The 14,555-nt window shown below is 70.6% G+C and carries 17 protein-coding genes; 11 read left to right on the top strand and 6 right to left on the bottom strand.

Features of this window, described 5'->3' with window-relative positions; all coding sequences use genetic code 11:
* Positions 1-720, bottom strand: a complete 720-nt coding sequence (locus LRM40_RS16275) for an HAD family hydrolase (RefSeq protein ID WP_151125048.1) — start codon at positions 718-720, stop codon at positions 1-3.
* Positions 708-1,682: a magnesium/cobalt transporter CorA gene (gene corA / locus LRM40_RS16280; protein ID WP_151125056.1), complete on the bottom strand. Its 975-nt coding sequence runs from the start codon at positions 1,680-1,682 to the stop codon at positions 708-710. The genes LRM40_RS16275 and corA overlap by 13 nt, the downstream gene beginning before the upstream one ends.
* Positions 1,683-2,134: 452 nt before the next feature.
* Here corA and hpf point away from each other — a divergent pair, with 452 nt between their 5' ends.
* The 3 genes from hpf to hprK all read left to right on the top strand — a co-directional run bounded on the left by hpf (position 2,135) and on the right by hprK (position 4,170).
* Complete coding sequence (gene hpf / locus LRM40_RS16285) at positions 2,135-2,476, top strand: ribosome hibernation-promoting factor, HPF/YfiA family (RefSeq protein ID WP_151125047.1); 342 nt, start codon at positions 2,135-2,137, stop codon at positions 2,474-2,476.
* Between the two features lie 247 nt (positions 2,477-2,723).
* Positions 2,724-3,194 (top strand): PTS sugar transporter subunit IIA, encoded by a 471-nt coding sequence (locus LRM40_RS16290; protein ID WP_151125046.1) that lies wholly within the window; start codon positions 2,724-2,726, stop codon positions 3,192-3,194.
* A gap of 13 nt (positions 3,195-3,207) precedes the next feature.
* On the top strand, positions 3,208-4,170 hold the full coding sequence (gene hprK, locus LRM40_RS16295) for an HPr(Ser) kinase/phosphatase (RefSeq protein ID WP_151125045.1): 963 nt from the start codon (positions 3,208-3,210) through the stop codon (positions 4,168-4,170).
* Here the strand turns inward: hprK and fur are convergent.
* A complete protein-coding gene (gene fur / locus LRM40_RS16300; RefSeq protein WP_151125044.1) occupies positions 4,121-4,603 on the bottom strand; it encodes a ferric iron uptake transcriptional regulator in 483 nt (160 codons plus the stop codon). The genes hprK and fur overlap by 50 nt on opposite strands.
* A gap of 135 nt (positions 4,604-4,738) precedes the next feature.
* Here fur and LRM40_RS16305 point away from each other — a divergent pair, with 135 nt between their 5' ends.
* The 8 genes from LRM40_RS16305 to LRM40_RS16340 all read left to right on the top strand — a co-directional run bounded on the left by LRM40_RS16305 (position 4,739) and on the right by LRM40_RS16340 (position 12,348).
* Positions 4,739-5,278, top strand: coding sequence for an outer membrane protein assembly factor BamE (locus LRM40_RS16305; protein ID WP_151125043.1), 540 nt, complete (start codon positions 4,739-4,741; stop codon positions 5,276-5,278).
* The gene (gene dapB / locus LRM40_RS16310) at positions 5,275-6,090 is read left to right on the top strand and encodes a 4-hydroxy-tetrahydrodipicolinate reductase (protein ID WP_151125042.1); all 816 of its coding nucleotides are present in this window, start codon (positions 5,275-5,277) and stop codon (positions 6,088-6,090) included. Before LRM40_RS16305 ends, dapB begins: the two co-directional genes overlap by 4 nt.
* Positions 6,091-6,095: 5 nt before the next feature.
* Positions 6,096-6,746, top strand: a complete 651-nt coding sequence (locus tag LRM40_RS16315; RefSeq protein WP_151125041.1) for a MotA/TolQ/ExbB proton channel family protein — start codon at positions 6,096-6,098, stop codon at positions 6,744-6,746.
* Positions 6,747-6,759: 13 nt separating this feature from the next.
* Complete coding sequence (locus LRM40_RS16320; protein ID WP_151125040.1) at positions 6,760-7,197, top strand: ExbD/TolR family protein; 438 nt, start codon at positions 6,760-6,762, stop codon at positions 7,195-7,197.
* A gap of 33 nt (positions 7,198-7,230) precedes the next feature.
* Complete coding sequence (gene leuS / locus LRM40_RS16325) at positions 7,231-9,921, top strand: leucine--tRNA ligase (RefSeq protein WP_151125039.1); 2,691 nt, start codon at positions 7,231-7,233, stop codon at positions 9,919-9,921.
* A 10-nt stretch (positions 9,922-9,931) separates the two neighbouring features.
* On the top strand, positions 9,932-10,495 hold the full coding sequence (locus LRM40_RS16330; protein WP_231067600.1) for an LPS-assembly lipoprotein LptE: 564 nt from the start codon (positions 9,932-9,934) through the stop codon (positions 10,493-10,495).
* A 12-nt stretch (positions 10,496-10,507) separates the two neighbouring features.
* A complete protein-coding gene (holA, locus tag LRM40_RS16335; RefSeq protein WP_151125037.1) occupies positions 10,508-11,599 on the top strand; it encodes a DNA polymerase III subunit delta in 1,092 nt (363 codons plus the stop codon).
* Between the two features lie 194 nt (positions 11,600-11,793).
* Complete coding sequence (locus tag LRM40_RS16340; protein WP_151125036.1) at positions 11,794-12,348, top strand: outer membrane beta-barrel protein; 555 nt, start codon at positions 11,794-11,796, stop codon at positions 12,346-12,348.
* A 21-nt stretch (positions 12,349-12,369) separates the two neighbouring features.
* Here the strand turns inward: LRM40_RS16340 and LRM40_RS16345 are convergent, their stop codons facing one another.
* Genes LRM40_RS16345 through thiL form a run of 3 tightly spaced genes read right to left on the bottom strand, consistent with a single transcriptional unit; the run spans position 12,370 to position 14,481 of the window.
* Entirely contained in the window at positions 12,370-12,909 is a 540-nt protein-coding gene (locus tag LRM40_RS16345; RefSeq protein ID WP_375138579.1) for a CinA family protein, read from the bottom strand.
* 10 nt (positions 12,910-12,919) lie between these two features.
* On the bottom strand, positions 12,920-13,522 hold the full coding sequence (locus tag LRM40_RS16350; protein ID WP_151125035.1) for a phosphatidylglycerophosphatase A family protein: 603 nt from the start codon (positions 13,520-13,522) through the stop codon (positions 12,920-12,922).
* Positions 13,519-14,481 (bottom strand): thiamine-phosphate kinase, encoded by a 963-nt coding sequence (thiL, locus tag LRM40_RS16355; RefSeq protein WP_211373029.1) that lies wholly within the window; start codon positions 14,479-14,481, stop codon positions 13,519-13,521. The genes LRM40_RS16350 and thiL overlap by 4 nt, the downstream gene beginning before the upstream one ends.
* Positions 14,482-14,555 lie beyond the last annotated feature (74 nt).

The following is a 14,555-nucleotide window of genomic DNA, read 5'->3' on the forward strand; positions in this document are numbered from 1 at the left end:
TCAGCGCGGCAGGCCGTCCAGCGCGTCGGCCAGCGCTGCGAGGTCGGCCACCACCCGCCAGGGACGGGCTTGCGCGCCCGCAGGCCGCTGCGCCCCTGGCGTCCGGCAGACCCAGGCGCTGTGCAGGCCGGCAGCGTGGGCACCCTCGATGTCCAGGGCCCAATCGTCACCGATGTGCAGCACCTCGTCCGGGGCGCAGCCCAGTTGCGCACAGGCCGCATGGAAGAAGGCGGCGTGGGGCTTGCCTACGCCGAAGCTGCGGGCGCCCAGCGTGCCGACGAAGTGATCCCCCAGGCCGATGCGTCCCAGGTCGGCGTTGCCATTGGTCAGCGCCAGCACCGGAAAGGCCGCCGACAGCCGCGCCAGAGCCTCGACCACCTCGGGAAACAGGTCCACCCGCTGGCGATGATCCATGAACAGCGCGAAGGCCGGCTCGGCCAGCGCCGGGTCTTCGCCGCTGTGGGTTAGCGCCCTGGCGATGCTGGTCTGGCGCAGCCAGCTCAGGTCATGGGCCTGCTCGGGGTGCTCGCGCCCCACCGCCTCGCGCACGGCCCGCAGGGCCGCGGTGTCGAAGGCGGCCGCCGTGGCCGGCGCATGGGCCTTGAGCCAGTCGTGCAGCACCGCCTCGGCCCGCTCGATGGCCGGCCAGACCGGCCAGAGCGTGTCGTCCAGGTCCAGCGTGAGGGCGCAGGGGCGACGAGCCAGACTCACCGCATCCATCCCTTGCGCCGGAAGTACAGCAGCGGCGCGGCCACCGACGCCACCATCAGGGCCAGCGCGAAGGGGTAGCCCCAGGGCTGCTGCAGCTCGGGCATGTGCTGGAAGTTCATGCCGTAGATGCTGGCGATCAGCGTGGGCGGCAGCAGGGCCACCGAGGCCACCGAGAAGATCTTGATGATCTTGTTCTGGTTGATGTTGATGAAGCCGACGGTGGCGTCCATCAGGAAGTTGATCTTGTCGAACAGGAAGGCGGTGTGGCTGTCCAGCGAGTCGATGTCGCGCAGGATCTGGCGCGCCTCCTCGAACTGCTCGGCGTTGAGCATGCGGCTGCGCATCATGAAGCTGACCGCCCGGCGGGTGTCCATCACGTTGCGGCGGATGCGGCCGTTCAGGTCTTCCTCCTTGGCGATGGCGGTCAGCGCCTCGCCGGCGGCGGCGTCGTCCACGTCCTGCTTGAGCACCCGGGCCGAGACCTGCTCCAGCGCGTCGTAGATGCCCTCCAGCGCATCGGCCGAGTATTCCGCGTCGGCGTCGTAGAGCTTGAGCAGCACGTCCTTGGCATCCTCGATCAGGGCCGGGATGCGGCGCGCACGCAGGCGCAGCAGGCGGAACACCGGCAGATCCTCGGCATGGACCGAGAACAGCACGTTGTTGTGCAGGATGAAGGCCACCCGCACGTTGCGCGGCGTGACGTCGTCATCGATCAGGAAGTCGGAGCGGATGTGGAGTTCGCCGTTGTCTTCCTCGTAGAAGCGGGCCGATTCCTCCAGGTCATCGTCGACGATGTTGCCCGGGATGTGCAGGCCGAAGCGGCCGGCGATCCAGCCGATCTCCTCGGCCGTGGGATCTTCCAGGTCGACCCAGATGGGCTGGACACCGGCGAGGTCGGCCGCGGAATCGATTTCCTCTTGCAGCAGACGGCCACTCAGGCGTCCCTTGTCCAGGGTGAAGACATTGAGCATGGGTACTTCCAGCATCGGCCGCCCCACGGGCGACAGGGGCGGGCGATTGAAAACAGCGGGCGGGGGCGGGGTTCAGACCGTCTCGCCCCGGCCGGCACGCGGGGTGCGGGCTGCGCCTGTCGGCTGCTGGAGCGGACGGTCACCGAGGGTGAGGTGTGTCCAAGGTTGCTCGTCCTTCAAGAAATGCAATGCGCGGAACCGACGCTGCCCCAGGGGCTCCCACGGGAACGGTGCGTCCACCGAGGGAAGGCCCGCCAGGACAGGCCGGACGGCCCCGTGCAGTCATGCACGCAATCAAGAAGTCTAACCGGGCTTTCCCATGCTGACCATGCTTGTCAAAGCATGGCCCGATGGGCACACTGGGTCGAACCGATGGCGTCATCGAGGCGTCATCGGCCCTGCAGAGCCAGCCTCTGCGTCTCTGAGCAATCCCGTCCCGAAAGGAGCCCTCGATGAACCTGACGATCAGTGGACATCATCTGGAGGTCACCCCCGCCCTGCGCGAGTACGTGCGTACCAAACTGGACCGCATCACGCGCCACTTCGACCAAGTCGTCGACGTCAACGTGCTGCTGCTGGTGGAGAACCTGAAGGAAAAGTCCCGACGCCAGAAGGCAGAAGTCACTCTCCACGTGAAGGGCAGGGATATTTTCGTGGAGCAGTCCCACGAGGATCTGTACGCCGCGATCGACCAACTGGTCGACAAGCTGGACCGGCAGGTGTGCCGCCACAAGGACCGCATCCGTGACTATCAGCACGAACCGGCCCGCCGCCAGGCGGCCAACCTGATGTGAGCCCGCCCTCACTTCCCTGAACCAGCGGCCCTGCGGGGCCGTTTTGCTTTCCAGAAGGTTGTTGCTGCGGCGCAGCAGCTGTGCGACAACCGCAGGCCATCCCCATGCGTTCAAGTATCAACGGGGGCGGCCGATTTCTATAATCCGCTCCCTTGTGCGTGCAGATGACGGATGTCGGGCACGCGTGGACTGGCCTGTTGCGTGCGCTTGAGGCGCCCGAATCTCACTCGTTGTCGGAGATCCTTCCATGAACCGCCTTGCCGCCATCCTGCCCGCCGCCAATGTGCTGGTGGGCGTGGAAGCCACCAGCAAAAAGCGCGCGTTCGAGCACGCCGGTCTGCTGTTCGAGAACCAGCACGCGATCGCCCGCGCGACCGTGACGGACAACCTGTTCGCCCGCGAACGCCTGGGCTCCACCGGCCTGGGCCATGGGGTGGCGGTGCCGCACGGCCGGGTCAAGGGCCTGAAAAACCCGCTGGCCGCGGTCATCCGCGTGCAGCAGCCCATTCCCTTCGATGCCCCGGACGAGGAGCCGGTCGGCCTGCTGATCTTCCTGCTGGTGCCCGAAGCGGCCACGCAGCGCCACCTGGAAATCCTCTCGGAGATCGCCGAGCTGCTGTCGGACCGCGAGATGCGCGAGAAGCTGCGCACCGCCGAGAGCGCCGCCGACGTGCACGAGCTGATCCAGCGCTGGGAACCGCTGAAGTCGGTCGCCTGAGCGCGCGGCCCCCATGAAGGCCGTCTCCATCAGCGCCGAGGCGCTGTTCGAGGAACACCAGCCCACCCTGCGCTGGGAGTGGATTGCCGGCCACGCCCATCCGGAGCGCCGCTTCGACGAGGCGGCCATGCGCGAAGCCCATTCGGCCGCCGACCTGGTGGGCTACCTGAATTACATCCACCCCTACCGGGTGCAGCTGGTGGGCACGCGGGAGGTGGCCTACCTCACCGCCAATGTCGGGCCGGACGTGGTGGAGCGCCGCATCCAGCGCATCGTCACGCTGGAGCCGCCGGTCATCATCGTGGCCGACGGCCAGCATCCGCCGGACCGCCTGGTGGCCCTGTGCGACCGCGCCGAGATCCCGCTGTTCGTGACCGAACAGCCGGCCGGCTACGTGATCGACGTGGTGCGGGCCTCGCTGAGCCAGCGCCTGGCCGAGCGCACCACCCGCCATGGCGTCTTCATGGACATCCTGGGCCTGGGCGTGCTGCTGACCGGCGAATCCGGCCTGGGCAAAAGCGAACTGGGTCTGGAGCTGATCTCACGCGGCCACGGCCTGGTGGCCGATGACGCGGTGGATCTGTACCGCATCTCGCAGAACACGCTGGAGGGCCGCTGCCCCGAGCTGCTGATGAACCTGCTGGAGGTGCGCGGCATCGGCCTGCTGGACATCAAGGCCATCTTTGGCGAGACCGCCGTGCGGCGCAAGATGCGCCTGAAGCTCATCGTCCACCTGGTGCGCAAGGAAACGCTGGAACGGGAGTTCGAGCGCCTGCCCTACGAGCCCCTGCACGAGACCATCCTGGGCGTGCCGGTGCTCAAGGCGGTCATCGCGGTGGACGCCGGCCGCAACCTGGCGGTGCTGGTGGAGGCGGCGGTGCGCAACACCATCCTCCAGCTGCGCGGCATCGACACCTACAAGGAGTTCATCGCTCGCCATCAGGCGGCGATGGGTGCCCAATCCCCGGATGCTTGACGCCCGCGCTGCGGTGCTCGCATTCCGGCTTCACGCAATTGGCGCACAGGGCCAGCGCATGGTCCTGCAGCTGGAAGCCGTGCTGCTGGGCGATGGCCCGCTGGCGTGATTCGATCTCGGCATCGAAGAATTCTTCCACCCGCCCGCAGGTCAGGCACACGAGGTGATCGTGATGCCGCCCCTCGTTGAGTTCGAAGACGGACTTGCCCGATTCGAAATGGCTGCGCTCCAGGATGCCGGCCTGCTCGAACTGCATCAGCACGCGGTAGACGGTGGCCAGACCGATGTCCGAACCCTCGGCCATCAGGGCCTTGAACACATCTTCGGCGGTCATGTGGCGCTGCTGCGCCTTCTGGAAGATCTCGAGGATGCGGATGCGCGGCAGCGTGGCCTTCAGGCCACTGCTCTTGAGTTCGTCTACATGGCTGGTCATGGTGTCTCCTGGCCCCAGGACGGGGCCGGCGGGACCGCTAGAATCGCCGCATCATAGCCAGCCCCGGCGCTCCCGCGAACGCCAGGGGTTGTTCCGGCCCCGCGCCCCTGCCCAGCCGCCCTGCGGCCCGCTGTAATGCCCTTGTCTTTCCGGATTGTCGCACTCGCCCTGCCGCTGGCCGCCGGCCTGCTGAGCGGCTGCTCCCTGATTTCCCGCACCATGAGCGAGGGCATCACCAGCGTCATCACCCCCTACAAGGTCGAGGTGGTCCAGGGCAATGTGGTGACCAAGGAGATGCTGGCCCAGGTCCACACCGGCAGCACCCGCAACGACGTGCGTGACGCCCTGGGCTCGCCGCTGCTGGCCGACCCCTTCCACGCCGAGCGCTGGGACTACGTCTTCACCATCAAGCGCCAGGGCACCGAACCCCAGAAGCGCTCGGTCGTGATCTGGTTCGACGGCGACACGGTGAAGTCCATCGACGCCCCCGAGCTGCCCACCGAGGAAGAGTTCGTCGCCTCCATCACCCGCCAGCGCAATCAGCCCCTGCCCGAGCGCAAGCTGACGCTGAGCGACGAGGAGCGCGCCGCGCTGCCGGTGCCCAAGGCGCCGGCGCCGACCGACACCGCCCCGCTGGGGGCCAACCGCAGCTATCCCCCGCTGGAGACCCCGTGAAGCCTGTTGCCTCCCCCCTGCGCATCGCGATTGCCGGTGCGAGCGGCCGCATGGGCCGCATGCTGATCGAGGCCGTGCAGGCCGCCCCCGACTGCGCGCTGGCAGGCGCCCTCGACCGCGCGGAAAGCCCCGCCCTCGGCCTGGACGCCACCGGCTGGCTGGGCATGGCCAGCGGCGTGGCCATCACCGACGATCTGGCCCAGGGCCTGGCCCAGGCCGACGTGCTGATCGACTTCACCCGCCCCGAAGGCACGCTGGCCCATCTGGCGGCCTGCCGCGCCCAGGGCGTGCGCATGGTCATCGGCACCACCGGCTTCACCGACGCGCAGAAGGCCGAGATCGCCGCCGCCGCGCGCGAGATCGGCATCGTGATGTCGCCCAACATGAGCGTGGGCGTGAACGTGGTGATGCGCCTGCTGGACATGGCCAGCCGGGCGCTGAGCCAGGGCTACGACATCGAGATCATCGAGGCCCACCACCGCCACAAGGTCGACGCCCCCAGCGGCACCGCCCTGGCCATGGGCGAGGTGGTGGCCCAGGCCCTGGGGCGTGACCTGAAGTCCTGCGCCGTGTACGGCCGCGAGGGCGTGACCGGCGAGCGCGATCCCTCCACCATCGGCTTCGCCACCGTGCGCGGTGGCGACATCGTGGGCGACCACACCGTGCTCTACGCCGGCATCGGCGAGCGCATCGAGATCACCCACAAGAGCAGCAGCCGCGTCACCTACGCCCAGGGCAGCCTGCGCGCCGCGCGCTTCCTGGCCGGCCAGGGGGCCGGCCTGTTCACGATGAACGACGTGCTGGGATTCTGATCGGCATGGACGGCCTGCAGGAATTCTGGTCGCAGAGCGATGCCATCGGCCGCAGCGTGGCGCTGCTGCTGCTGGCCATGTCGGTGGGCACCTGGGTGGTGATCCTCTGGAAGGCCTGGCTGCTGCGCCGGGCCCTGCGCGGCCTGGCCGGTGCCACCCACGCCTTCTGGCAGGCCCCGGACCTGGCCGGAGGCCAGGAACGCCTGCGCAGCCTGGACCCGGAACAGCTGCTGGCCCCGCTGGCCGCCGCCGCGGCCCAGCCCATCACCCGCGGCACGCTGGAGGAAGCCGGCAGCGCCCAGGCCCAGCACACCCGCCGCCTGCGCGACGCCCTGCATGGCGTGCTGGGCCGGCTGCAGCGCGGCCAGGTCTTCCTGGCCTCGGTCGGCGCCACCGCGCCCTTCATCGGCCTCTTTGGCACCGTCTGGGGCATCTACCACGCCCTGCTGGGCATCTCGGACGCCGGCGCGCTGTCCATCGACAAGGTGGCCGGCCCGGTGGGCGAGAGCCTGATCATGACCGCCTCGGGCCTGGCCGTGGCCATCCCCGCGGTGCTGGCCTACAACCTGTTCAGCAAGTGGCTGGGCCAGTGCGAGGCCGAGCTCGAGGGCTTTGCCCAGGACCTGCTGGACCTGGCGCTGCGCCGCGCCGACTGAACGGAGCCCGCCCATGGCCTTCGGACGGCTGGAGCGCACCGCCACCCCCAAGCCGATGAGCGACATCAACATGACGCCGCTGATCGACGTCATGCTGGTGCTGCTGGTGATCTTCATCATCACCGCGCCGCTGATGGCCAGCAGCCTGCGCCTGAATCTGCCCAAGGCCGAGGGGGCCGCACCCAATGACAGCACGGCCGTGCTCTCGGTGGCCATCGACCCGAGTGGCCAGCTCTACCTGCAGGACCAGAAGATCGCCCCTGCCCAGCTGAGCGTGCAGGCCCAGACCATGGCCCAGCGCAACCCGCAGACCGAGGTGCAGCTGCGGGCCGACCAGAGCGTGCCCTACGGCCGGGTGGCCGAGCTGATCGGGCTGCTGCAGAAGGCGGGTCTGTCGCGCATCGGCTTCGTGACCAGCGGCAGCCCGCCGCCCGCCCCGGCCCGCCCCTGACGCCGGAGCCTGCGCGGCTCCTACAATCCGGGGATGAACGAGAAATACGTCCCCGCCGAGGTCGAAACCGCCGCCCAAGCGCACTGGAACGCGCTGGATGCCTACCGCGTCACCGAGGACGCGCGCGACAGCCAGGGCCAGCTCAAGCCCAAGTTCTACGCCTGCTCCATGCTGCCCTACCCCTCGGGCAAGCTGCACATGGGCCACGTGCGCAACTACACCATCAACGACATGCTGACCCGTCAGCTGCGGATGAAGGGCTTCAACGTGCTGATGCCCATGGGCTGGGACGCCTTCGGTCTGCCGGCCGAGAACGCCGCCATGAAGGGCAAGACGCCGCCGGCACAGTGGACCTACTCGAACATCGCCTACATGAAGGGCCAGATGCAGGCCATGGGCCTGGCCATCGACTGGTCGCGCGAGGTCGCCACCTGCCAGCCCAGCTACTACAAGTGGAACCAGTGGCTGTTCCTGCAGATGCTCAAGGCCGGCATCGCCGAGCGCCGCACCCAGGTCGTCAACTGGGACCCGGTGGACCAGACCGTGCTGGCCAATGAGCAGGTGATCGACGGCAAGGGCTGGCGCTCGGGCGCGCCGGTCGAGAAGCGCGAGATCCCCGGCTACTACCTGAACATCGTGAAGTACGCCGACGAGCTGCTGAGCGCGGTGGCCAACCCCGAGGACCCGAACTACCTGTCGGGCTGGCCCGAGCGCGTGCGCCTGATGCAGGAGAACTGGATCGGCAAGAGCGAGGGCGTGCGCTTCGCCTTCCCGCACGAGATCCGTGACGCCGCCGGCACGCTGATCCAGGACGGCAAGCTCTACGTCTTCACGACGCGCGCCGACACCATCATGGGCGTGACCTTCTGCGCCGTGGCGCCGGAGCACCCGCTGGCCACCCATGCCGCCGCCGGCAATGCCGAGCTGGCCGCCTTCATCGAGGAGTGCAAGAAGGGTGGCACGACCGAGGCCGAGCTGGCCCTGAAGGAAAAGGAAGGCCGGCCGACCGGCCTGTTCGTCACCCACCCGCTGACCGGCACCCAGGTCGAGGTCTGGGTCGGCAACTATGTGCTGATGAGCTACGGCGACGGCGCGGTGATGGGCGTGCCGGCGCACGACGAACGCGACTTCGCCTTCGCGAAGAAGTACGGCCTGGCCATCCGGCAGGTCGTCGCCGTCGACGGCGAGACCTTCTCCACCGAGGCCTGGCAGGAGTGGTACGGCGACAAGCAGAAGTGCGTCTGCGTGAACTCCGGCGAACTCGATGGCCTGGGCCACAAGGCGGCCGTGGGCAAGGTGGCCGAGCTCGTCGGTGCCAAGGGCCTGGGTGAGAAGAAGACCACCTGGCGCCTGCGCGACTGGGGCATCAGCCGCCAGCGCTACTGGGGCACGCCCATCCCCATCATCCACTGCGACGACTGCGGCGCCGTGCCGGTGCCCGAGAAGGACCTGCCGGTGGTGCTGCCCGAGGACCTGATCCCCGACGGCAGCGGCAACCCGCTGAACAAGTGCGCGTCCTTCCTGAACGTGGCCTGCCCCTGCTGCGGCAAGCCGGCCCAGCGTGAGACGGACACGATGGACACCTTCATCGATTCGTCCTGGTACTTCATGCGCTATTGCGACCCGACCAACCCGGACGCGATGGTGGCCGAGGGCGCCAAGTACTGGATGCCGATGGACCAGTACATCGGCGGCATCGAGCACGCGATCCTGCACCTGCTGTACGCCCGGTTCTGGACCAAGGTGATGCGCGACCTGAAGCTGGTCGAGGTCAGCGAGCCCTTCACCAAGCTGCTCACCCAGGGCATGGTGCTCAACCACATCTACTCGCGCCGCACCGACAAGGGCGGCATCGAGTACTTCTGGCCACACGAGGTGGAGAACGTGCTGGACGCGGGCGGCAAGGTCGTCGGCGCCAAGCTCAAGGAAGCCAAGGGCGATCTGCCGGCCGGCACGCCGATCGACTACCAGGGCATCGGCACGATGTCCAAGTCGAAGAACAACGGCGTGGACCCGCAGGACCTGATCAACACCTACGGCGCCGACACCGCGCGCCTGTTCGTGATGTTCGCCAGCCCGCCCGAGCAGACGCTGGAGTGGAACGACGCCGCCGTGGAAGGCGCCCACCGCTTCCTCAAGCGGGTCTGGGGCTTCGCGGCCAAGCACACCGAACTGCTGAAGGCCGGCGGCGGTGACTTCGCCAGCCTGTCGGCCCCGGCCAAGGCCCTGCGCCGCGAGGTGCACCTGGTGCTCAAGCAGGTCTCGTCCGACTACGAGCGCATGCAGTACAACACCGTGGTGTCGGGCTGCATGAAGCTGCTCAATGCGCTGGAAGGCTTCAAGCCCGACGGCTCGGCCGGCGACACCGCCGTGCTGCGCGAAGGCTACTCGGTGCTGCTGCGCGCCCTCTACCCGGCCTGCCCGCACATCACCCACGGCCTGTGGACCGAGCTGGGCTACGCCGCCGCGCTGGGCGACCTGCTGGACGCGCCCTGGCCGCAGGTGGACGAGGCCGCACTGGTGCAGGACGAGATCGAGCTGGTGCTGCAGATCAACGGCAAGCTGCGCGGCGCGGTGAAGGTGCCGGCCTCGGCCGACAAGGCGGCCATCGAGGCCGCCGCGGTGGCCGCCCTGGCCGACCCGGAGCTGCAGAAGTTCACCGAAGGCAAGCCGCCCAAGAAGGTGGTGGTGGTGCCGGGCCGCCTGGTCAATGTGGTGGTCTGAGGCCAGGCCGGTGAGCGTGCCCCATCCCACCCGCCGCGCCTGGCTCCTGGGCCTCGCGGCCGCCCCGCTGGCCGCGGGCCTGGGCGGCTGCGGCTTCGAGCTGCGCCGTCCGCCGGAGTTGCCCTACACCCGCATCGCGCTGGTGGGCTTCCCGCCCCGCTCGCCGATGGAGGCCGCCCTGCGCGCGGCCCTGCCTTCGTCGGCCGAGGTGGTGCAGAGCACCGCCCAGGCCGAGGTGGTGCTGACCGCGCTGGATGACCGCACCTACCGCATCGTGGCCGCCTCGACCACGGCCGGGCAGGTGCGCGAGTTCCGCCTGCGGGCCCAGCTGAAGTTCCGCCTGAGCCGCCCCGACGGCCGCGTGCTGCTGGGCGACACCGAGCTGCAGCGCGAGCGCGACCTGAGCTACACCGAGACCGCCGCCCTGTCCAAGCAGGTCGAGGAAGAGGCGCTGCTGCAGGAGATGCGCGACGACCTGGCCCAGCAGGTGCTGCGCATGCTGGTGGTGGCGGCCAAGAAACCGCTGCCGCCGCTGCCGGCCGCGTCGCCGGCAGCGGCGGCTTCCGCCCCCTGAGGCCCCACGCCGATGCAGGTCCGGTCCGACCAGCTGCCGCAGCAGCTCGCCCGCGGGCTCAAGCCGCTGTACGTCATCCACGGTGACGAGCCGCTGCTGGCCCAGGAGGCCGGGGACGCGGTGCGCGCCGCCGCCCGCGCCGCCGGCTACAGCGAGCGCGAGGTCTTCACCGTCAGCGGCGCCCACTTCGACTGGAGCGGCGTGCTGGGTGCGGCCCAGTCCATGGGCCTGTTCGGTGACCAGAAACTCATCGAGATCCGCATTCCCTCCGGCAAGCCGGGCAAGGACGGCTCGGCCGCCCTGCAGCAGTACTGCGACCTCCTGCCCGAGGGCGTGCTGACCCTGGTGCACCTGCCGAGGCTGGACCGCCAGCAGCTGCAGGGCGCCTGGTTCCAGGCCCTGGAGCGGGTGGGCGTGAGCGTGCGGGTGGACCCGATCGAGCGCGCCCAGCTGCCCGCCTGGATCGCCCAGCGCCTGGCCGCCCAGGGCCAGCGCCTGCCCGCGGGCGAGGCCGGCCAGCAGGCCCTGGCCTTCTTCGCCGACCGGGTGGAGGGCAATCTGCTGGCCGCCCACCAGGAACTGCAAAAGCTGGCCCTGCTCTACCCCGGCGGCGAGCTGGGCTTCGAGCAGATCGAGGAGGCCGTGCTGGACGTGGCCCGCTTCGACGTCTTCAAGCTGGGCACCGCGGTGCTGGCCGGCCAGGCCGGCCGGGCCCTGCGCATGCTCGACGGCCTGAAGGCCGAGGGCGAGGCCGCCGTGCTGGTGCACTGGACCCTGGCCGACGACATCCGCGCCCTGGCCCGGGTGCGGGCCGCCATGGACGAGGGCAAGCCCCTGCCGATGGCCCTGCGCGAGGCCCGGGTCTGGGGCGAGAAGGAACGCCTGTTCGAGCGGGTGCTGCCCGGGCTGGACGGCGGCAAGGCCCAGGCCCTGGTGGCCGCGGCCAGCGTCTGCGACGGTCTGGTCAAGGGCCTGCGCCACCCGGACTGGCCGGAAGACGCCTGGGACGGCCTGCGCCGCCTGGTGCTGATGACCCTCGACGCGGTGGCCACCCCGCCCCGGCGCGGCCAGCCCGCGCCGGCGCCGCTCACGCTGAAGGCCTGAGCCCCTCGGCCCGGCCGGTCGGCCGCGGGCCCCGTTGCGCGATCTGGGCCCTGCACGAGCCGCTGTGCCGCTGAGCCGACACAGACCTCGCGCGGGCTGGCGCGTGACAGCGCAAGCCTTCAGCAAGGTCCAGGCTTGTGACGCGCCGGGGCGGTCCCGAGAATCGCGGGTCCGCGTCCTGCCCCGTGCCCACCATGCCCTCCCGGTTCCTGCTCTGGTCCCTGCCCTTGTCCTGCGCCCTGCTGCCCGGCCTGTCCGAGGCCCATCTGTACCTGGGCGCGGACGCCGGCGCGGGCCACTTTCACGCCAGCTGCCCCTCCGGCCACCGCTGTGACAGCGGCGGCACCGGCTACGACGCGATGCTGGGCTACGAGCTGGGCCACGGCATCTGGGTGGAGGGCGGCTACGCGTCCTTCGGCGAGCGCACCACCGCCAACGACAAGCAGACCCAGCGCATCCGCGCGGCCGGCCCCACGCTGGGCATCGCCTCGGCCCTGCCCATCAACCCGGACTGGGGCCTGGACTTCCGCCTCGGCCTGATCGACATGCAATCGCGGCGCACCATCACCGGCACCGGCGCCACCGCCGACGACAAGAGCAAGAAGGAAGGCTATTACGGCATCGGCACCGACTATGCGCTGACTGGCCACCTGCATGTCACCCTGGGCCTGACCGGCAGCCGCGCCGTCTGGCACGGCGGCTCGGCCAAGGTGCACAACCTGGGACTGGGCCTGCGCGGCGACTTCTGATCGGCGCCGGCGGAGCGGCCCTCAGGGCCGCGGCAGCGCCTGGAGCAGCGGCGGCACGGCCTGCAGGGCCGCCGCCACGGTGGCCGATCGCACCGCGGTGCGGTCGCCCGGGAGGTTCAGCAGGCGGCTGTGCACCTCGGGCGTGCCTTCGGGCAGGCGCCGGGCCCAGGCCAGCCAGACGGTGCCCACCGGCTTGCCCGGCACCGCCCCGCCCGGCCCGGCGATGCCGGTGACGGCCAGCGCCAGCTGGGCCTCGCTGTGGGCCAGGGCGCCCAGGGCCATGGCCTCGGCCACCGGCTGGCTGACGGCCCCATGGGCGTCGATCAGCCCGGCCGGCACCCCCAGCTGTTCGGTCTTGGCCGCGTTGCTGTAGGTCACGAAGCCGCGGTCGAACCAGTCGCTGGAGCCGGCCACGCTGGTGCACAGCGCGGCGATCAGGCCGCCGGTGCAGCTCTCCGCCGTGGCCAGGCGCCAGCCGCGGGCCCGCAAGGCGTCGCCCAGAGGCCCCAGGCCCGCCTGCAGCGTCGAGGCGCCGTGCAGCAGGGTGTCGTCGTGGTCCACGCGCGTCCCCTCAGGCCAGCCACAGGGCCATGACCATCAGGGTGCACAGCGCCGCCACCAGGTCGTCGAAGAGGATGCCGAAGCCCTGGGCCCAGCCCGGGGGCTGGCCCGGTGCGGCCTTGAAGAGACGGTCCGCCCAGCCCACCGGGCCGACCTTGACCGCGTCGAACAGGCGGAACAGCACGAAGGCTGCCAGCTGCAGGCCCCAGCCGGCCGGCGTGACGATCCACAGGATGAGCCAGAAGGCCAGCACCTCGTCCCACACCACGCAGGAGGGGTCCGCCACGCGCAGCGCGCGGGCTGTGGCGGTGCAGGCCCACCAGCCGACGAAGAAGCCGGCCACCAGCACCACGGCCCAGCCGGCGGTGTTCAGCCAGGGGTCCAGCACGCGCCAGGCCAGCCAGGCCCACAGCGTGCCGACCGTGCCGGGCGCCACCGGCGACAGGCCGCTGCCCATGGCCAGCGAGACCCAGTGCAGCGGCGAGCGCCGCAGCAGCCAGAGGCCCGGACGCAGCGGCGGCTGGGCGGCCGCGGCGGAGTCGAAGCCGGGGCGGGTGGTCTCGGTGAGGACGCGGGCGTCGGACACCGTGTCGAGGGGGTCTTGCGGGCTCATGACTTGAAGTGATCGAAGGCGGCCCAGCCGGCCAGATCCAGCGGCGCGCCGGCCTCGTCGAGGGCCTGCAGGCCGGGGGTGGCGGTGATGCGGCCGATGGCCTGCACCGGCACGCCGGCCTGGGCGGCGGCGGCCTGCACGGCCGGGCCGGCGGCCTCGGGCGCGGTGAACAGCAGCTCGTAGTCGTCGCCGCCGGTCAGCAGGGCCATGCGCTGCACCGCCACCGGCTGGCGCGCCAGCAGCGGCCGGCGCGGGAAGTCGGCCAGGCGCAGTGTGGCGCCGACGCCGGAGGCCCGCAGCACATGGCCCAGATCGCCCAGCAGGCCGTCGCTGACGTCGATGGCCGCGGTGGCCAGACCGCGCAGCGCCAGGCCCAGGGCCACGCGGGGCTCGGGCAGCTCCATCGCGCGGCGGGCGGCGTGGAAGTCGTCCTCCGAGAGCGAGAGCGTGCTGCGGAAGACCTCCAGCGCCAGCCGGGCCTCGCCCGGAAAGCCGCTGACCCACAGCACATCGCCGGCCCGGGCGCCGCTGCGGCGCAGGGCCTGGCCCGGTGGCACCTCGCCCATCACGGTGATGCCCAGGGTCAGCGGGCCGGCGGTGGTGTCGCCGCCCACCAGCTCGATGCCGTGGCGGTCGGCCAGGGCCAGCAGGCCCTGGGCGAAGGGCGCCAGGAAGCGCTCGTCGGGCCGCGGCATGGACAGGCTCAGCGTGAAGGCCAGCGGCTCGGCGCCGCAGGCGGCCAGATCGCTGAGGTTCACCGCCAGGGCCTTGTGGCCCAGCCGCGCCGGGTCCACGGTGGAGAGGAAGTGGCGGCCTTCCACCAGCAGGTCGGTGGAGACGGCCAGCTGCATGCCGGGCCGGATGTTCAGCAAGGCGCAGTCGTCACCCACGCCCAGCGCGGCGCGCCGCACCGGGCGGCGGAAGAAACGGTCGATCAGCTCGAATTCACCCAGGGCCATGGGCCGGATTGTGGCAGCGGGGCGCTTGCGGGTCTGTGCCAAGCCCGCGTGGCGGACACCGCGCCAATACTCGA

Origin of the sequence: Ideonella dechloratans (assembly GCF_021049305.1) — a bacterium.
Taxonomy (GTDB): domain Bacteria; phylum Pseudomonadota; class Gammaproteobacteria; order Burkholderiales; family Burkholderiaceae_C; genus Ideonella; species Ideonella dechloratans.